Genomic DNA, 18,674 nt, shown 5'->3' with positions numbered 1-18,674 from the left:
CAACCGTTTCTCTATAGAACACAATTAGCTCCTGGAAAATGATTTTAGGCTGTTGCACTAGCACCAGTCAAATAAGTTCTTTCCTGATAAGCCAGAATAAAAAACCCAATGACCCCTGCTGCCAGAGTTACAGGAATTACCCCAATCCCATAAACAAAAGCTTGCGGATCATTAACCCCGCCATAAGCATTAATAACAAAACCAATTGTAGAGTGGAAGGCATAACCAAAAATCATAATGATCATATTCGCAATTGCCGTGGCCAGACCTGCCAGATCTTCGGGTACATAAGTCGATATTTTATAGATAGCTAAAATCTGATAAGCACAACAAACCCCTACTAATGCAAAACTTACGGTAATACTGGGTACTGCTAAAATGCCTGTAATTAATAAGGCAAAGATTAAGCACATGATAAGGCCGGAAGCAATAATAGTTCCTAAGTAATACCCCGTTTTTTCGGCAATAAAACTTAATACGGGTGCACCAAAACACATACCTAAATAAATCATTGAAGGCAAGTAGGTGGCGGTAGCACTATTTAATTGATAGGCCTCTTTTAAGAAAACCGGTCCCCAGACATCAGAAAATCCTTCAAGTGGGCCAAGCATTAAGCCTGCAAAAAAGCACATCATCATGATTTTACTGTTAGTAAAAATCGTTTTGATGTTGGCTCGAACTGACTCGTGTTGCACAGGCTTCGTATCGGGTACAATAAACCAAGTAATTAAAGCCAAAACCAGACCCATTCCAATAAAGATCTCAACTACTTGTTGGTAGCCCAACCATTGGCACAAATAACTTACAGGCCCGCCACCATAAATAGCACCAAGAAGCCCTATCATCACGGATAAACTTAACATTCGTGGGAAAAGACGTTCATTAAATGTCATGCGAATTATTTTAAAAACACCTAAGATTGCCGCTGAAGAGCCAACACCAATGAGCGCCCTGCCAATTAATGGATAAGCCCAATTTTCAGCACAAATAATCGGCAATAGCCCGATGACCGTCAATAAGATACAACCGGTCATTACTTTACGTGGCCCAAAACGATCCAACATAATCCCTATAGGTAAATGCAGCAGGGAATAGCCCAGATAATAAACACCAGAGAATTGGCCAAACTCTGTCGCATTAATATGAAACTGAGAGGTAATATCATTAAGCATGATACTTGGCATCACTCTTAATATATATTGATAGGCATAAAAAATCGAAACGATAATCCAAACAAACCAGGCGACCACGCGTGAAACAGACATAAGCATCCTCAAAATAAAGCAACCTAAAACACATCTTGCCCACTCTGTGAGCAATAGACATTTTATCGCATTTGGATTGAAATTTTTTTCCAAAAATTAACATAAAATGATTTAATTTGAATTAAAATTTTATTTTTTTGAGAAAATTTAAAATAAAATGCTAACATGAAAAATAACTATGATACTTATTAAAATAAAATGACATTAGACCGAACTGATAAAAAGATCCTCGAAATCCTACAAACCGATTGTCAGATGAGCAATCAGGACCTCGCTGAGCGCGTGTCCTTATCGCCCTCCTCTTGCCTTCGCCGTGTTAATCTACTCATGGATCATGGCTATATTAAAAAACAAGTTGCTCTACTCGAGCCTGAAAAACTAGAATTAAACCTTACCGTGATTATTTTAGTAGGGCTAAACAGTCATCAGCCCGCTGTGATGGCCCAATTTGAGGAACATATTCGCTTTATCCCTGAGGTGATACAATGTTATTTGATAACAGGACAGTCAGCTGATTATTTGTTAAAAGTTATCGTGCCCGATTTAAATGCTTATCAAGCTTTTTTGCTCGAGCAATTAACGCGTATTAATTGTGTTAGTAGTGTGCACTCTAGTTTTATTTTAAGAACTATTTGTGAAACAACAGCCTTGCCCTTAGAGCATTTATAAATATCTAAGAACGTTGCAGAACTATTAATATTGGATAAAGGATGAACCATGACAAAAATTAATTTAGAGCACTACCTCCAAAAAATAGGGCTAACAGTTCCCACCCTTTTGGTTGATTTATCTCCGGTTGATCGTCTGAAACTATTAAATGACATTTATTTTGCCCATGTTAAAACCTTCCCTTACTCTAACCTGGAACTTCGTCAGATTGCTCAATTCCATCCGGTTCAACGAACACCTATTTCTTTTTTTAACTATCCTTCCTTGCTTTCTGAAGAGCGACATGGAGGTTTTTGCTTTCAAACGGCAGCTTTACTTGCTGATGCTTTATCCCAAATAGGATATATAGTTAATTTATGTGCAGCTCATGCGCTTTTAGGTGCCGCAGTAAATGCACCGGAGATGTTGGCATTTCCGCGTACGCATTTGATTTTAGATGTTCACTTAGATGAAAATCGTTTTTTGCTGGATCCTGGTTTAGGTTCCTCATCACCTCGTTACCCAGTCCCCATAACCGAAACGGAAGAACCTATGTTTCAAGATGGTGAAGAGTTTCGCGTTTCTCGAATAGATAATGTCTATGTACTGGGTAAAAAGACTCGTCAGGGTTGGTTCCATCAAACACAATCTGATTTAGCCCCTATAAGTTCTGAAACTGCGGCATTTAACATGCTTAAGTTACAACTTCACCCGATGCCCCTGAATATTCGTGATAATAAAACAGTGGTTGGCATGATTACCGAGCAAGGACGTAAATCGTTATTTTGGGATGCCCAATCAGACATATTAAAGTTTTCCAAACAAGAGAATGGGCAATATTCACAAATTGAAATCAATGACTTTGAAGAAGGAAAACGCTTATTAGAACAAGAGTTTGATATTCATCATATTTCGGCGGATGATTTAGGGCGTTATTGCACTCAGACCGTATTACCTACACCCAAAGTAGCATGGACAGTTGATTTTCCCTTGGACAGAGCGGATTTGGAAAAAAATTTAACTCCCCGCTAAAAACACCTTCCGAATGCCGCGGCTTTGACCCAGAGATCCATGGATGTGGCTTGGTCACTGGATCTCCTGGTCACGCCACAATGTTTACCCGAATAAAGCCTTAATAATCTTCAACTTAAGACTTGTATAAGGCGGATATTTTATAGGTGCCTCAAACCAAAATGGTTTTTTCAAAATGCTTTTGAAATGACTAAATGTCTTAAATCCCGCCTCACCATGATAATTTCCCATACCACTTTCACCAACGCCGCCAAACGGAAGCTGAGAGCCAGTAATATGCATTAGGACATCATTAATACAGCCACCACCAAAAGAAACATCGCGTAAAATACGTTGCTGTATCGCCGAATCTTTACCAAATACATAAAGTGATAAAGGGCGAGGACGAGCTTTTATTTCCTGGAGAACAGCAGATAAATCAGTAAAAGGAATCACCGGCAAGATAGGTCCAAAAATTTCTTCATTCATAACTTCATCTGAAAAACTGATGTCTTTTAAAACTGTTGGCGCAATATAGTTTTCCTCTTCAATAACCTGTCCCCCCGTGAATAATTTTTGAGGGTTAATCAGTTTTTTTAAACGCTCTACATGCTTCTGGTTAATGATGCGCACATAGTTTTCGCTTTCAAGAGGATTTAAACCGAGAATCTGCTCGATTTGTTTTTTTAGCGCGTCAAGGAATGGCTGATAAACTGACTCTTCAACTAAAAGGTAATCAGGAGCAATACAGGTCTGCCCTGCATTTAAAAACTTCCCCCAAGTAATACGTTGGGCTGAGCGATCTAGATCCGCATCAGCAAAAACAAAACAGGGACTCTTTCCTCCTAGTTCTAAGGTTATGGGAGTCAAATGTTCTGCCGCCGCTTTGGCCACAATTCGCCCTACGGTAGTACTGCCGGTAAAAAATAATTTATCAAAGCGATGCGACAATAAGGTCTGCGTTATCTCCGTGTCTCCTTCCGCCACATAAAGATACGCCGGATCAAAATGTTGATTAATAATCTGCGCTATTGCCGCGGAAGTATTCGGGGGAAGCTCACTTGGCTTAATAATACTGGTATTACCTGCGGCGATAGCTGCAACTAAGGGGGCAAAGGTCAGTTGATAAGGATAATTCCAAGCACCAATAATTAAGGTAGTACCATAAGGCTCAGGAATTATAAAACTTTTTCCAGGCTGGTTCGCCAGATCAGTTTTTACTTTTTTAGGTTTTGCCCATTTGCTAACTCGTTTAATGGCGTCATCAATTTCTTGATAAATCAATGCTAATTCGGTGAGATAAGTTTCAAATTTCGATTTTTTTATATCTTTATGAATTGCTTCATAAAGAAGAGGTTCATTTTCTTTAATAATGCGTTTTAACTTATGCAGTTGTTGTTTGCGAAAATTAATATCTTTAGCGGTTCCTGCGGCTGCAAATGCTCGTTGCTTTTCGATAAGAGAGTGAATATCCATTTGTAGCACCCGTGCAAAGTTTTATTGAATTCAGTATATACTATACAGTTAAGTAAAGATAATTCACCTTGTTGAGCGCACCATGTGTCTTGCATTAATAGCGATTGAACAACACCCTCTTTATCCATTAATTATTTTGTCGAACCGGGATGAGTTTTTTAATAGAGCAACGGCCCCAGCTCATTATTGGGATGATGCGCCTGGGGTTTTTGCCGGTAAAGATCTAGTTAGTGGCGGAACTTGGCTTGGGGTAAATCAACAGGGACGTTTTTCATTAATCACTAATTACAGAGAGCCTCGTCATTATAATGCTGAATGTTTATCACGCGGACTTTTAGCTAAAAATTTCTTATTAGAAAATGCCATTGAATCCCCTCAAGATTATGTGCTGGAGCTAATCCCCTATGCCGACAGTTATAATGGGTTCAATTTATTAGTAGGCAACATGCGGGACATGTTTTATTTTTCGAACAGGGAAAATAAAATAAAAAAACTTAGTCCTGGTCTCTATGGTTTGAGCAATCATTTATTAGATACGCCTTGGTATAAGGTCTTAAGAGCTAAAGAACTGTTTCATAACCTGGTTCCTCAGCTGATATGCGCGCAAACTCCAGAAGAAATCAATGCCCTTTTATTTCCCATTCTGGAGAATCATCACTTTGCCCCTGAACATTTATTACCTCAAACTGGAGTGCCTTTAGAGTTTGAACGGGCGCTCAGTTCAATCTTTGTTAACATACCCAGTCGCCAGTATGGGACACGTTGTTCAACAAGTGTTTTATTTACTAAAGACACTACCTTCTTTGCTGAGCGAATAGTTGAAAATGCTCAAGCAAAGATAACCAATATTATGCCAATTAAATATCAATCGTAGTTTATCCTTACATTTTAGCGCGCTTGTCCTTAGCTTCATATTGCTCAGCCTCAATACCCGATGTAGGTTCGTCGCTTAGAGAGATCTTTCCTGCAAAAAATGTGATTCGATCATCCATCGCGGAGTATGTTGTTTTTACCTCTTGGATTTGCTTCTCATAATAACAATAACCTTCCAGAATATCTAACCGTTTGGTACTGGTTAGTTTATATTCTTTTATCCAACGTTTATATTGATGTTCAAAGTGTATCGCTGTGAGATTATCAGTGCTCAGTTTTGCAAAGCTAACCACTTCTTTAAATAAAGGAATAGCGCCTTTATATAAGCCTTCATCAATCCCATTAAGGTATTTATTAATATGCTGTCTTATCTCATGAAGCAGTATTCCTAAAGCATTGGATGCTTTTATGTATGCGGGATTGTTGGGGGCCGGTGCATTGCGGCATAAGATAATACAATTGAGTAAATAACGAAAGTCTTCTCCCTTTTGCTCTTTAGTATGTGCATAAATTGTTTCTCCTACATTCTCGTTTCGAAGAAATTTTATAATCATGCTGTTCGCCTGATTTGGGGTATAGGGGGATGAAAATCCTTTAATTGGAAAAAACTGTTCAATTTTAGTTTCAAGATTATTTAGCTTTGTACGTAAAATGGCCATTGAAGAAGGTTTAGGAGATGCTCCTTCAGATATACTGGTTCTATACCGCGCAGTATCATCAGTGGCTTTTCGTTTAGTAAATCCGTCACACATAAGAGCATAGAGGGTATTAATTTTTATGTGCTCTGCAGAAAGTTGTTGTACTAACGCCGTAATAAAGGACGTATCTATATCGTATTTACCTGGCACGCCATGGGTATTCAGTACAATCGTTACTTCGCTTTCATTAATCTCTTTTAATAGACGCATTAATTTACTTAGTTCTGCTTTCTGCTGCGTAAGCTTAGTGCGATTTAAAGAGCCTGCGGGCACGTTTAATTCGATACATTCGCTAAATAACGCTTTAACTGTTTGGCGATCAAGTTCAACTTCTTCATTAAATATTTCCTGATCGATCAATGAATTAGGATATAAACTACTTATAAGTATCGTATACATCAATAACCTCTTATAAAAAAATACTTACTGTTAAGGATTCCTTAATGATCCATACAGTAGTATCGATGATAGAAGTAACTAAACTTGCGTGGTGAACAATGAAAATGCTCTGTATTAACATCTATACGTCGTACTCCGATTATACAAAAAATGAACAAACATTGCTATGGAATAATGAAGTTAATCAGGATAGCCAAACCGTCAGAGCAGTCTTTCATAATGACACCGTTATTGATATTCCGGTTGTAGCACAAAAAAGGTATTTGAATGTTGATGAAATGTTAGAACCTTTACGTACCATACAATTCAGAGGTTATGACGAATGTCATATCGTGCTTAATACTCATGGTGCGGCCGGTGTTAATGATTTATCCGATGAAGTGGTAAAATCAGTAGTGTCTTTTATTTCAAACCGTGACATTAAAATAACACAAATAAGCGCATTACAATGTAATGGGTTAAAGGGATTAACTGCTTCCGAATATAGAGAAAAGCATCCAATGACCCCCGCACATCAAAATGTGAGCGATAAACCTGCTTCAATGTCTATCTTACAAGGAAAGCTCTGCAACCTTGAGACCCAAATTGAGCAATCTTTTTCTATTCATGGCTTTACAGGGGCTTATGATCCGGTTCGAGAAAAAGATAAAGTAGAAAGGCTACTTTTAAATGGTTCCCCAACCTCCTTATCTGTTAAAACAAAACTGGCCGCAGAAGAGGATTGTCACACCTTACAAAAATATATTGAAATATGTAAAACTTGCACCAATAAAACATCTAAAGAATATATACAGGCAACTAATGCATTAGGGAAACTGTTGCATAAGATGAACCAAAATATCTGTCTTTATTTTCAAGGGGTTCAAAAGCTTGATGACAGAAACAAAATCTTACTGCAAAAGGTACTTGCCGATTCAAGAGTTGAAGAGAATGATGTTAGTTTTGGACGCGAATATAAGCATTGGTTAAAAAAACATAAAATGGGCAGTGATGAACGTTTGGCGGTTTTTCAGGGTTATTGCCCTGTAGAGCCAGTACCACGCGTGGATATTGAAAAGAATAGAGCATCTTTTTCTGCACTGTGTTATGGTCATTTTGGGTATTTTACCAAAAGCATATCTAAACAGATTGCACCAATTCCAGAGTTAGATAGAGCATGTACATTTTAGTTTTTGAATGTAGCTCGTATTACGGGCTACATTCATTCTACCAATTGCGATCGGTTAATATGGGTTGCTCTCGCCACCCCGGTTAATATCATTGCTGCTTTCATTTCTTGAGCAACAAGATCCAACATCTGTTCTACTCCTGCTTGTCCTCGTGCAGCTAAAGCATAAGCTCCTGCCCGCCCAAGCAATACTGCTTTGGCTCCCAATGCGAGCATACGTACTACATCCAATCCTGAGCGAATCCCTGAATCAACCAGAACGGTTAAATCATCTCCAATGCTATCCACAATTCCAGGCAGTGCTTCAGTAGTAGATAACACTCCATCTAATTGCCGCCCGCCGTGATTGGATACGACAATACCATCCGCACCAAAACTTACCGCATCTTTAGCATCTTCAGGATCAAGGATACCTTTGATAATAATCGAGCCTTTCCAAAAGCTGCGTATCCACTCGAGATCAGACCAACTAATTGAGGGATCGAAATTTTTGCTTAACCAGCCCATATAATCTTCGAGACCAATTTCTTTGCCTAGATAAGCCGAGATATTTCCCAACTCATGTGGTTTTCCCCTCAACCCGACGTCCCATGACCAAGACGGTTTCATTAATGCTTGGAGCCAACGACGCTCACGTGCAAATGGACCCGACATTCCTGAATGAGCATCACGATAGCGTGCACCAGGAACAGGCATATCAACTGTGAATACCAGATGCGTGATACCACAAGCCTGTGCTCGCTCCAAGGCATTTTTCATAAAACCACGATCTTTAATCACATAAAGTTGATACCAGATAGGTTGAGGACTGTGTCGAGAAACCTCCTCCATAGAACAGACAGAAAGAGTAGATAAAATATAGGGAATTCCTTTGTTTGCAGCAGCTTTAGCAGCTTGGATCTCACCTCGACGTGCATACATCCCTAATAAGCCAACAGGACCTATGATTACTGGCATAGCTAATTTTTGATGAAACAATTCAGTTTCGAGAGAAACTTCAGAGATGCTTTTCAATACGCGTTGACGTAAGGTGACCTCTGACAAGTCAGCAATATTTCTTTTAAGCGTGTGCTCGGCATACGCACCTCCATCAATGTAGTCGAATAAGAAACGAGGTAGTTTACGTCGAGCAACATCACGATAATCGTTTACCGATGAAATAATCATATGCTTATAGTCCATAAAACAGAGTAGCCCGGTTGCATGCATCCGGGCTCCCAAAACGACATAAGACTACTTAGAAAATTGCTCGTCTTCAGTACTGCCATCGAGCGCTGTTGTCGCACTTTGGCCTTGCATAATGACATTTTGTACCGCATCAAAATATCCGGTACCGACAAAACTTTGATGTTTGGTTGCACGAAAGCCATTTTTCTCTTGCTGCATCTCACGTTGTTGCATTTGTGAATAAGCAAACATCCCCTCATTTTTGTAATCTTTAGCAATTTCAAACATGCTTAGATTCAAACTGTGCCAACCAGCAAGGGTAATAAATTGATATTTATATCCCATCGCAAATAATTGCTCTCTAAAAGTACGTAAATCTTTTTCACTTAAGTTCGCCTGCCAATTAAATGAGGGTGAACAATTGTAACATAATAGCTTGCCTGGGAATTTGTGATGTATTGCTCGCGCGAACTCTTCTGCTTCAGCAATATTTGGTTTTGAGGTTTCACACCAAATAATATCCGCATAAGGAGCATAAGCTAAACCACGACTAATTGCCTGTTCCAATCCTGATTTTACATAGAAAAACCCTTCTTTAGACCGTTTTCCAGTTAAAAAGGTAACGTCATTATCATCAAAATCGCTCGTGATTAAATTGGCGCCATTAGCATCTGTGCGTGCAATAATTAAGGTGGGGACCCCTTTAACGTCCGCAGCAAGGCGTGCAGCGATTAATTTTTGAACCGCTTCACTGGTTGAAACCAGAACTTTGCCACCCATGTGTCCGCATTTTTTTGCAGAAGATAATTGGTCTTCAAAATGCACTGCAGCAGCCCCTGCCTGAATCATATGTTTCATTAATTCAAACGCATTTAAATTACCGCCAAATCCTGACTCAGCGTCAGCAATAATGGGCGCAAACCAATCAATAGAATAATCTTGATCTAAACAATGGATTTCATCTGTTCTTCTTAGCGCATTATTAATTGCTTCTACTAAATTAGGCACGGAGTCAACGGGATAAAGGCTTTGGTCAGGGTACATTTGCCCAGAACTATTCTGATCCCCGGCAACCTGCCAGCCTGAGCAGTAAATAGCCTTTAATCCGGCTTGTACTGCTTGAATCGCTTGGTTACCAGTCATACAACCTAACGCCGTGACTAGCTCATTATGTTGCAACATCTTCCATAGTTTTTGAGCGCCATGCATTGCGAGACTGGATTCGATTTTAAGCGAGGGTCTTAATTTAACCACATCCTCTGCAGAATAAGTACGCGTTATTCCGTTCCAACGGGAGTTATTCTTCCAATCGTGGTTTAATTCATCAATTTGTTCTTGGATTTTCATGCTATGATCCTTTCACTAAATTAAATGGGAGTAAGCTTTTGTGGTTAAAAAGTCATCAAAAGTTTCTTTGAATATCATTTCTTCCATTAACTTTTTGGCATTTGTTAACGCTTCTGAACTTACTTCATCAGTACCACGACTTTGCATAACCATCTGGTACTCTTCATCAAACCACTGATGAAGCATTGGGACAGTGAGCGCAACACCATTGTCTAGCGAAGCCGAAAACTTTAACCATTGCCATAATTGTGCTCTGCAAATTTCTGCAGTAGCAGCGTCTTCCATCAAATTACGGATAGGAACACAACCATTACCTGTTAACCATGCCTCAACATAAAGTAATCCAACCGTAATATTGTTTCGAACACCTGTTTCAGTAATCGTACCGAGAGGAACCATTAATAAGTCTTGCGCTGTAATCGATACTTCAGGTATTTTCGATAATTGATTTGCTACAGGCATTAACTCATCAAAAGCTTTAAGCGCTACAGGAATAAGACCTGGATGTGCAACCCAGGTTCCATCATGACCCGCAAGAGCCTCTCTCCGTTTGTCGGCATAGACACGATCCATTGCCTCTTGATTCGCGTGCTCATCTCCTTTAATAGGAATTTGCGCAGCCATACCTCCCATGGCATGTATTCCACGACGATGACAAGTTTTAATTAATAAATTGACATAAGAGCTAAGAAAATGACTGGTCATAGTCACTTGTTGTCTGTCAGGTAATAAAAACTCTTTATGATTGCGGAATTTTTTAATATAAGAAAATATGTAATCCCAACGACCACAATTTAAGCCGACAATATGATCACGTAACTCATAAATGATTTCATCCATTTCAAAACCTGCGGTAATGGTTTCAATCAATACGGTGACTTTGACACAACCGCGAGGTAAACCTAATAGTTCTTGAGCTTTAAGCAACACATCATTCCATAACCTAGCCTCTAAATGAGACTCCATCTTAGGTAAGTAGAAATAAGGTCCTGTACCCTGCCCTAATAAAGCTTTCGCATTGTGATAAAGGTAAGTTAATGCATCAAATAATGATGCGGACATAGGCTTTTCGTCAATTAATACATGAGGTTCATCTAAGTGCCAACCTCTAGGGCGCACAATAAGAACCGCTGTTTTTTCATTAAGTTTGTAATGCTTATTGGATTGCGGGTCGGTGTATGTTATTTCTTTGCGGACGGCATCATATAAATTAACTTGCCCATCAATACAGTTATTCCACGTTGGCGAGTTTGAATCTTCAAAATCAGCCATAAATACTTTTGCACCACTATTTAGTGCATTAATAATCATTTTACGCTCTACTGGGCCTGTAATTTCAACTCGTCTATCTTGTAGATCGGCTGGTGTATTATGAACTCGCCAATTGTCTTGGCGAATGAAGGCCGTTTCTTCTAAAAAATTAGGATAGACGCCTTTATCAAACTCGAGTTGTCTTTTTTGTCGAGCCGATAAGAGTTCCTGTCGACGGTCACGTACAAAACGTTCCATTGTAACCAAAAACTCCATTAAATCTGGAGGCAAAATAAAGTTATTTGTGTGAGATAATCTACCACTGATCTTATAGTAGTTATTATTCATTGGATGCATCTCCACATGTTTTTTATCCAATTTTTCAAATTGGCCCTTGTTATAACATAGTTGAGAAAACTAGAAATGCAAAGGATTTTGTGAAAAAGCAGCACGATTTTTGTGCATTGCACTATTCTTTACGTTTATTGCTCTCTTTCTTTGCAAATTTCCCATTCGCAAGGAATTGAAGAATAAGCTCTCGTACTTTTGAATTATTCATGATAAGCATATGATTGGTGCTGATAATCATAGGTTCCATTTGTCCCTCCAGACGAGCGTATTCAGGTGGAACTTTCGCGTCGTATTTTCCGGCAATAATGGCCATTTTAATTTTAGGGACAGGAACGCGATGAACGTAGGATGATTGTTCTGTGCTGAGTTCAGCTAATGGCTTAATTGGTGAAGTAAATAAAGGGAACATTTTGGTAGATATTTTAGCCAACGTAGAACCTTGATTAGGTGGGGCTAACATGATTAAGCAACCAATTTGTTTCATTTGCTTATGTTTTAATTTTGATACCGCCTCACGAGTGATGATGCCTCCAAGGCTATGTGTAATGAAATTAATTTTTTTTCCAGGATTTTGGGTAATTAACTCATCAACAAAATGCTGCAAACGAATCCCATGTTGTTGAATCGAATAACGTGCTGAGGGATAGCTATACAAGTGAACCTCATACCCATAACCTTCTAAAAAAGATTTTAACGGCCGCATGCTCAGGGACGTGCGCATCAAACCATGGATTAGGATAACAATTTCTTTTTGATGTTTGGTTTTTAAACCTACCTCAGGCGGATTTAGCTGGGTTGCTATTGCATGTGTGGTTGAAAAAACCAAGATAAACATAACCAGCAAATAGCGACTGAAAACAGCTTTAGTCATGATAATCCTTTTTTTTTATCAAATATATTGCAAAAAGCAGTGTTCTCACAAAAAATACAGCAAAAAATTAACTACGAAAAGTCGATGAATTATACCACAATAATGCGTTTTTGTTTCCTTATCTTATTGATTCCCACTGTTACTTATTTGCTACTTGCTACTTATGTTGCCAAAAATGCAGAGCAGGATAATAAAAAACACGCTGATGCAATTTTAGTCCTCGGAGCCAAAGTCAATTGCGATGAGGCACTTAACCCCTGCTTGGTTGCTCGAGTTGAGCATGCTGTTGAATTATATAAAGCACATTATGCTCCTAAGTTGTTGGTTTCTGGTGGTGTTGATAAAGAAGATCATGCTAATGAAGCACAGGAAATGAAACAGATCGCCATGTCGCTAGGAGTTCCTGAGCAAGACATTTTGCTTGAGTCTAAGTCAACATCAACCTACGAAAATATGCTGCTTTCTAAAAAAATATTAGATGACGCACAGATGAACTCAATCATCATCGTAACCGAACCATTTCATATGCCTCGAGCCCTGCTTGCAGCAGAAAAAGTTGGTCTTAACGCGGTAGGTTCACCGGCAGTAAAAAGTGTATGCTGGGCGAATAATAAATATCTTACAATGTATTTTGCCAAAGAGCCCTTAGCGATTATGTATTATAAATTAAGAAATAGAGTGTAGATTTGCCCCATTCCCGTGGCGTGACCACGGGGCATATTCATAGCGCCGGAATTATCACCAGTCTACCCGCGTTGTAACTTATTAAGGGATCTTCGTTCAAATGCTAAAAAAACTATGCTTTTGGCTACTATTAATCCTAACCACAGCTCCAACCTATGCCCTTTCCATCACCAACATAGAACAATCTCAGCTCCCCAAACCCTATAGCTTTTTACTAACTCAGGCCTTAATGACACCAACCTTGGCACAATACTACAAACGAACACCGATTATTCAACCTCAATCAACTCATTTTAATCCAACTAAAAATATTTATGCTCGTACCATTACAATGCTCATTGATCGAGACAAGCAAAGAAATAATGTGTCTTACGCGCAAAAAAAAGGAACGGCACAAGTAATCGAATTAGCATTTATAACAATTAACTTTAATCAATTACCCAAAGAGGTTATTGAGGAAATTTGTCATACCAATACCCCTTTTGGAACTCTGTTAGAAAAACATCAAATAAAAATACTTACGCAAAATCGGGCATATTTTACAACGGCTTGCACCCCGGAAATTACCTCATTCATGCCCTGTGAGTTAAATAAGGTAGTGTATGGGCGTAAAAATACCATTATTCGAGCAGATAACAAACAATGGTTAGCCCATGTTATGGAGATCCTGCCCTAAATTAAGGTACAAGCCATAATCTAGGTGTCATGGCTTGATTTGTAAAAACAAGTCTAAAGAGTAGCAGAAGGAACGGTATCTAGTACTTCCTTTTCTTCGTGTTGATCCGACTGCGTAGAAGGAGCAAAAACTGACAAAAGAGGAAGATTGCTAAAATCGTCTTGTTGCTCTTTAATCAAGCCTGTCTTTATTTGATATAGTCGAACTAAATCATAGAATAGTTCTAATGTTTCATATAATGCTGTTCGATAACCATCCAAATGAGCGGGGTTATAGGTGATTTTAGTTTGTGTGAGCGGACACTTTTCCAGGCGTGTTAGTCTCATGCGAGCGTCTTCATAAAATAATGCCCCAGCGTCATAAACCATACCTGTTTCAACGACATAATAAGGCTCTACAAAGAGAGTACGTAAGACAGGACACATCAGATCAAAAGTAAAAGAATTTTCCTCTAACCAGGTATCGAATAATTCTTTAAATTCTAGTGCATCCTTGTTTGATTTAAATGGTTTACTCACGTTTCGTAATGTGTGTGATAGCTCCAATTTGTTGTACGTGAGTTGTGTATTCCCAAGACAGTCCATCTTTTTGTCTTTGAGCGCTCCTTCTGTACCTAAAGTTTCTATACAGACTTTTATCTTTCCTTTTACTTCATCTAAAGAGTTTAAAAGGTTCACAAAAAGCGCCTCTTTCCCCCTTTGCTTGGCCACCACATAGCTGGGAACGTCAACATAATAAGCTCGTTGTCTGGTTGCTTCCTCAGCAGCAGGTATTATCATGTGATCAGCATCGAATACCAATTTAGTGCTGTTAATTGCTTCCAATAACAGGTTGTATTTTGATTTTACAGTGCGCCTATCTAGAGGCTCGTAATTGAGCGTAGAGGCACCGCCTGTATGATTATCTCTCATATTATCATTTACGATAACCCATTTATCATTAATAAAAGCAAAACGAAGATGGCTGGTTTTAGCAATTTCTTTTTTAAAAGTTACCGAAATCATTCCAGGAACACGACTTTCACGAATCAACCAGCTGCCCACTACCTTCCCTCTAAAAAATTGCTCATATCCATTAATTGGCTCTAACTCAGGATAGCTCGGCAACTTCATCATGAAAATGGGAACAAAATCACCTTGTTCTTGGTTTGTAGAAGATGTTGCTTCTTGCTTTGCTTGCATGCAAACTCCAAAATGTACGAGATAAATAGAATGCGCATATAGTAACAAAATAACCCATTTAGTCAATATAGGAAGCAGTATTATACATTAAAAACTATTCTTTTAATTCATTGATGTATAACAAATACGCTATAGCTACTACAAAATTATCTAAGCAGTATATACTTGATTTAATAACAGTTATTGATGGACCAATAAATATGGCTAAAAAAATTAAAAGACCGGTACAAAAACAAGCTCTAGGCGTTATTAATATGCCTTACAAACCTATCCATGAAAAACAAACGTACAAGCGTATCGCCTGCGTGTTTCAAGGTGGCGGAGCCTTAGATGCCTACCAAGTTGGGGCTTATCGGGCAATTCATGAGCGTGGTTATATTCCTAATTATCTTTCTGGAGTATCTATTGGGGCAATTAATAGCTCTATTGTTGCGGGGAATCCTCCTGAAAAACAAATTGAAAAATTAATGGAATTTTGGAATACGATTGTTCCTAAATTATGGAGTGATCAATTTTCCCCTTGGAGTTCTTTTGATTATTTGCGCCATATAAATAACAGTATCACCGCCCTACATGTCATGATGTTTGGGTTAGAGGGCTTTTTTAAACCCCGTTGCATCGCTCCTAATGAGTTTACAACAGCCACTCCTGATAAATTAAGTTATTATGACACCTCTGAGTTACGAAATACCCTTGAAAAAGTAATTGATTTTGATCGAATTAATTCGAAAGAGGTTACCTTATGTCTTGGTGCTGTGAACGTAGAGTCAGGGGAAATGTCATTTTTTAATAACCAATTAATGACCATTACTCCCGAGCATATTATGGCGAGTTGCTCCTTGCCGCCAGGATTCCCTGCAATGAAAATAGGAGATAATTATTACTGGGATGGCGGAATCTATGCAAATACTCCATTGGTTACGGTACTCGATGCCCTACCAGAAGAAGATACTCTGTGTTTTGTTGTGGATTGTTTTAGTTTAGCAGGTGAATTACCTAAAAACATGGATCAGGTCGATGAGCGACAAAAAGACATTCGTTATGCCAGCCATTCTCGTCGCTTAACCAACGTCTACAGCAGTCGACAAAATTTACAAGCAGCAATTACCATTTTAGGACAACATTTAACACCTGAGGCGCAAAACGATCCTCAGATACAGCAAATTTTGCAATTAGGTAATCAAAAACGCTTTAGTGTGGTACATATTATTTACCGAGGCTCGCCTTTTGCCCATACATTCAAAGATTATAATTTTGGGCGCGAGGTGATTGAGCGACGTATAAGCACGGGATATGAAAATGCTCATGAGGTATTAAGCGAGCCTAAGTGGGAAGAAAAATCAACAAACCCCTTAGCATGCTCAATTTATGGTGTTACACCTGACTACTTTGATCAAAGGTAGGTAATTTTCAATCTATCTGAAAAGAAAAAATACGAACAGGGCATATAATTAACATAGAGCTGATTACTTTATGAGAATTATATGCCTAATGTAACAGAACACTTTGAGAAAGGTAATGTCGTCGATGTCATAGATTCGTTTAAACAACTTAATAATCAGGTAGCTCGCGATTATAGTCCAGCCTCAGGCCCCCTACCCAAAGCAGACTATACCTTTTACTTTGAAGAGTTAACTCGAAGACTAATGGCAGGTGAACGCTTTACTTATGAAAAAGCAGCCGATAACAGTCATGTTATTCGATTTCAAAACAAAGTATATAATCTTACTGAAATCATAGCTTATGCAAATTTAGATCATTTAACCTTTTCGCGAAGTGATTTGGACCAATATGCAGAATATTGCCAAAATATCTCTATTGTCCGCCCGGAAAACGAGCATGATGAATACCCTACAGAGGAGTATTTTGAGAAACAAAATAAAAAAGCAGGTGGTGTATTCTCTGACATGCATTATGGCGAAATGCTCGCGCTGAATGTTTATTCTACAAATTATTATGAAGAGATGAACCCCTTCTTACGTGGCTATTATGATTTTTCTAATAAATCACCCGCCGAAATAAGAGATGTTATTATACATAGCGCACTGTGTGGGCAAGCTCTCGCTCATGCACCTAATAAAACAATTGATGGAACGTTTCGCTATGAGAGCGTATATAATCCCGATTTGTTAGAAAAACGCATAAAAATAGCTCAGGAGGGAGGCGCTGAAGTAGTTAGAGGCTTTATTAGTACAGGTGAAGAACCTGCCCTAGGTTTTAAAAATAAAGTAGCTATTACGTATACTGGTCTGGTTGGGAAATATGTCGGTCCCTTATCTAAATTCCCTGATGAAAAAGAGTTTCTAATTCCTCCTACTCAAATGACTTATGAGGGCTATGCTCAAGAAAATGGCGTCCATTATTTTCACGCAAGACCTGTGGTCGACTTGAATTTCGTTCATGAACGAGCTCAAGAGCATGCTACTTCAAGTAACGTGAGCACTTCCAAAGTTCATGAGCTATATCATTATGTGACGGCAATTGATAAGACAATAAAAGCTAATTGCTCCCCAGATGAATATCAACTTTATAAAGCTCAAATTGGTGAAATAAAAGCTTGGGCTCATGTTAAATTACATGAGCTAGGACGAAATCCAATTCCCGCCAATATTTCTGCAGATTTAAGTGTCATGTGGGATAAGTTGTCCGCTATAAGTGCAAGTGCGCTCAAGAATAATGAAAAATTTGCTGATTATCATATAGATATGGAGGAAAAACGGCATGCGGAGCAACAAATGGCTGGCTATCAGTTAGCCCGGGAATGTACCCAGATAATGAATGAATTACATGCAGCGAATAGCCCTCAATACCCTCTCTTTTCGGCCAAGTATCCTAATGGTTTTAATGAGTTTGGTGTCACTGACTTGTTAAAAATAAGAGCCGAAATAAGTGAGGATTTACTTGCAAGTAAGAAACTCGATTGTTTAGTAAAATTGAGTGTAATTAAAGACGTGGGGGAACAACACAAAGATAGAACTATTGATAATTTTATTGGTCCAATGAATGAAGAGATTATTCGGACCAAAAGTGTTGTTCGACTTGAACAAATCAAAGAACAGCTGGAATGCAAAGAGGTACTACAACAAATTGAAGCTACTCGCTTTGGCCCTAATGACAAACAAATGCATAAATATGTTCAAGATACGATAAAAAAAATGGATCGATGTATTAATCTCGATGAGCTTAGGGCACTTAAAGAAGAGTTAAAATCTACATTAGCCATCTTAGAAAAAAATAAACCAGCAATTGATGAGTTAAAAAATATTATTCAAGATTTTCGTGACAGAGCGAACGCATTTACTGTGGGTATGAAAAGCAAGGCTAATCGGATTGAACGAGCGATTGGGGATGATGTTCCTATTTCTGAACGAGGAAAAGTTCAAGATGCTGAACCTGTATTGGAAGCTCTTGCTTCACACCGCCATAAGCACGGAAAGGTTTACCACGAGGATGGGCATATTAATGAAAAAAAAGCGTCTGGAACTTTTCATCATTTTAAGCAGAAGATGAGCGAGTTGAGGGAAAGTAGGCCCGTTGGAGTAGTAGAGAATGAGGTAGCTCCTGAGGTCGCTGCAATGAAATATTAGGATGATTATTTTTGTATAGAA

At 38.6% G+C, this 18,674-nt stretch carries 16 protein-coding genes; 8 read left to right on the top strand and 8 right to left on the bottom strand.

Annotated elements, in window-relative coordinates; translation table 11 throughout:
- Nucleotides 1-44: 44 nt before the first annotated feature.
- Nucleotides 45-1,265: an MFS transporter gene (locus tag ACD661_RS03385; protein ID WP_400186305.1), complete on the bottom strand. Its 1,221-nt coding sequence runs from the start codon at nt 1,263-1,265 to the stop codon at nt 45-47.
- Between the two features lie 198 nt (nt 1,266-1,463).
- Between ACD661_RS03385 and ACD661_RS03380 the strand changes: the two genes are divergently transcribed.
- Entirely contained in the window at nt 1,464-1,934 is a 471-nt protein-coding gene (locus tag ACD661_RS03380; protein ID WP_400186303.1) for an Lrp/AsnC family transcriptional regulator, read from the top strand.
- A gap of 48 nt (nt 1,935-1,982) precedes the next feature.
- Nucleotides 1,983-2,945 carry an arylamine N-acetyltransferase gene (locus tag ACD661_RS03375; RefSeq protein WP_400186302.1) on the top strand — a complete coding sequence of 321 codons (963 nt, stop codon included), beginning with the start codon at nt 1,983-1,985 and terminating at the stop codon, nt 2,943-2,945.
- 84 nt (nt 2,946-3,029) lie between these two features.
- Here the strand turns inward: ACD661_RS03375 and ACD661_RS03370 are convergent, their stop codons facing one another.
- A complete protein-coding gene (locus ACD661_RS03370) occupies nt 3,030-4,400 on the bottom strand; it encodes an aldehyde dehydrogenase (protein WP_400186300.1) in 1,371 nt (456 codons plus the stop codon).
- Nucleotides 4,401-4,482: 82 nt separating this feature from the next.
- Between ACD661_RS03370 and ACD661_RS03365 the strand changes: the two genes are divergently transcribed.
- Nucleotides 4,483-5,274, top strand: a complete 792-nt coding sequence (locus ACD661_RS03365) for an NRDE family protein (RefSeq protein ID WP_400186299.1) — start codon at nt 4,483-4,485, stop codon at nt 5,272-5,274.
- A gap of 7 nt (nt 5,275-5,281) precedes the next feature.
- Here ACD661_RS03365 and ACD661_RS03360 read toward each other — a convergent pair whose 3' ends face one another.
- Nucleotides 5,282-6,370 carry a hypothetical protein gene (locus ACD661_RS03360; protein WP_400186297.1) on the bottom strand — a complete coding sequence of 363 codons (1,089 nt, stop codon included), beginning with the start codon at nt 6,368-6,370 and terminating at the stop codon, nt 5,282-5,284.
- A 98-nt stretch (nt 6,371-6,468) separates the two neighbouring features.
- On the opposite strand from ACD661_RS03360, the gene ACD661_RS03355 reads away from it, so the two are divergent.
- Nucleotides 6,469-7,539, top strand: a complete 1,071-nt coding sequence (locus tag ACD661_RS03355; protein ID WP_400186296.1) for a hypothetical protein — start codon at nt 6,469-6,471, stop codon at nt 7,537-7,539.
- A gap of 32 nt (nt 7,540-7,571) precedes the next feature.
- Here ACD661_RS03355 and lldD read toward each other — a convergent pair whose 3' ends face one another.
- The 4 genes from lldD to ACD661_RS03335 all read right to left on the bottom strand — a co-directional run bounded on the left by lldD (nt 7,572) and on the right by ACD661_RS03335 (nt 12,525).
- Nucleotides 7,572-8,720, bottom strand: coding sequence for an FMN-dependent L-lactate dehydrogenase LldD (lldD, locus tag ACD661_RS03350; RefSeq protein ID WP_400186295.1), 1,149 nt, complete (start codon nt 8,718-8,720; stop codon nt 7,572-7,574).
- Between the two features lie 51 nt (nt 8,721-8,771).
- Nucleotides 8,772-10,052, bottom strand: coding sequence for an isocitrate lyase (gene aceA / locus ACD661_RS03345; RefSeq protein ID WP_400186293.1), 1,281 nt, complete (start codon nt 10,050-10,052; stop codon nt 8,772-8,774).
- 15 nt (nt 10,053-10,067) lie between these two features.
- Nucleotides 10,068-11,651 carry a malate synthase A gene (aceB, locus tag ACD661_RS03340; RefSeq protein ID WP_400186292.1) on the bottom strand — a complete coding sequence of 528 codons (1,584 nt, stop codon included), beginning with the start codon at nt 11,649-11,651 and terminating at the stop codon, nt 10,068-10,070.
- A 121-nt stretch (nt 11,652-11,772) separates the two neighbouring features.
- The gene (locus tag ACD661_RS03335; protein ID WP_400186291.1) at nt 11,773-12,525 is read right to left on the bottom strand and encodes an esterase/lipase family protein; all 753 of its coding nucleotides are present in this window, start codon (nt 12,523-12,525) and stop codon (nt 11,773-11,775) included.
- An 84-nt stretch (nt 12,526-12,609) separates the two neighbouring features.
- Here ACD661_RS03335 and ACD661_RS03330 point away from each other — a divergent pair, with 84 nt between their 5' ends.
- A complete protein-coding gene (locus tag ACD661_RS03330; protein WP_400186290.1) occupies nt 12,610-13,209 on the top strand; it encodes a YdcF family protein in 600 nt (199 codons plus the stop codon).
- A gap of 100 nt (nt 13,210-13,309) precedes the next feature.
- The gene (locus ACD661_RS03325) at nt 13,310-13,885 is read left to right on the top strand and encodes a hypothetical protein (RefSeq protein ID WP_400186289.1); all 576 of its coding nucleotides are present in this window, start codon (nt 13,310-13,312) and stop codon (nt 13,883-13,885) included.
- 53 nt (nt 13,886-13,938) lie between these two features.
- Here ACD661_RS03325 and ACD661_RS03320 read toward each other — a convergent pair whose 3' ends face one another.
- A complete protein-coding gene (locus ACD661_RS03320) occupies nt 13,939-15,066 on the bottom strand; it encodes a hypothetical protein (RefSeq protein WP_400186287.1) in 1,128 nt (375 codons plus the stop codon).
- A 200-nt stretch (nt 15,067-15,266) separates the two neighbouring features.
- Here ACD661_RS03320 and ACD661_RS03315 point away from each other — a divergent pair, with 200 nt between their 5' ends.
- The gene (locus ACD661_RS03315; protein WP_400186286.1) at nt 15,267-16,469 is read left to right on the top strand and encodes a patatin-like phospholipase family protein; all 1,203 of its coding nucleotides are present in this window, start codon (nt 15,267-15,269) and stop codon (nt 16,467-16,469) included.
- An 81-nt stretch (nt 16,470-16,550) separates the two neighbouring features.
- Nucleotides 16,551-18,653 carry a hypothetical protein gene (locus ACD661_RS03310; protein WP_400186285.1) on the top strand — a complete coding sequence of 701 codons (2,103 nt, stop codon included), beginning with the start codon at nt 16,551-16,553 and terminating at the stop codon, nt 18,651-18,653.
- Nucleotides 18,654-18,674: the final 21 nt, after the last annotated feature.

Origin of the sequence: Legionella lytica, assembly GCF_044626755.1 — a bacterium.
Lineage (GTDB): Bacteria > Pseudomonadota > Gammaproteobacteria > Legionellales > Legionellaceae > Legionella > Legionella lytica_A.
The sequence above is the reverse complement of the archived record's forward strand: the minus strand, read 5'-3'. Positions and strand labels throughout refer to the sequence as shown.

Coding starts and splice junctions, on each gene's coding strand:
- ACD661_RS03385 (WP_400186305.1), bottom strand. CDS start 1,265: ATGTCTGTTTCACGCGTGGTCGCCTGGTTTGTTTGGATTATCGTTTCG.
- lldD (WP_400186295.1), bottom strand. CDS start 8,720: ATGGACTATAAGCATATGATTATTTCATCGGTAAACGATTATCGTGAT.
- aceA (WP_400186293.1), bottom strand. CDS start 10,052: ATGAAAATCCAAGAACAAATTGATGAATTAAACCACGATTGGAAGAAT.
- ACD661_RS03375 (WP_400186302.1), top strand. CDS start 1,983: ATGACAAAAATTAATTTAGAGCACTACCTCCAAAAAATAGGGCTAACA.
- ACD661_RS03330 (WP_400186290.1), top strand. CDS start 12,610: ATGAATTATACCACAATAATGCGTTTTTGTTTCCTTATCTTATTGATT.
- ACD661_RS03360 (WP_400186297.1), bottom strand. CDS start 6,370: ATGTATACGATACTTATAAGTAGTTTATATCCTAATTCATTGATCGAT.
- ACD661_RS03335 (WP_400186291.1), bottom strand. CDS start 12,525: ATGACTAAAGCTGTTTTCAGTCGCTATTTGCTGGTTATGTTTATCTTG.
- ACD661_RS03380 (WP_400186303.1), top strand. CDS start 1,464: ATGACATTAGACCGAACTGATAAAAAGATCCTCGAAATCCTACAAACC.
- ACD661_RS03355 (WP_400186296.1), top strand. CDS start 6,469: ATGAAAATGCTCTGTATTAACATCTATACGTCGTACTCCGATTATACA.
- aceB (WP_400186292.1), bottom strand. CDS start 11,651: ATGAATAATAACTACTATAAGATCAGTGGTAGATTATCTCACACAAAT.
- ACD661_RS03320 (WP_400186287.1), bottom strand. CDS start 15,066: ATGCAAGCAAAGCAAGAAGCAACATCTTCTACAAACCAAGAACAAGGT.
- ACD661_RS03315 (WP_400186286.1), top strand. CDS start 15,267: ATGGCTAAAAAAATTAAAAGACCGGTACAAAAACAAGCTCTAGGCGTT.
- ACD661_RS03325 (WP_400186289.1), top strand. CDS start 13,310: ATGCTAAAAAAACTATGCTTTTGGCTACTATTAATCCTAACCACAGCT.
- ACD661_RS03370 (WP_400186300.1), bottom strand. CDS start 4,400: ATGGATATTCACTCTCTTATCGAAAAGCAACGAGCATTTGCAGCCGCA.
- ACD661_RS03310 (WP_400186285.1), top strand. CDS start 16,551: ATGCCTAATGTAACAGAACACTTTGAGAAAGGTAATGTCGTCGATGTC.
- ACD661_RS03365 (WP_400186299.1), top strand. CDS start 4,483: ATGTGTCTTGCATTAATAGCGATTGAACAACACCCTCTTTATCCATTA.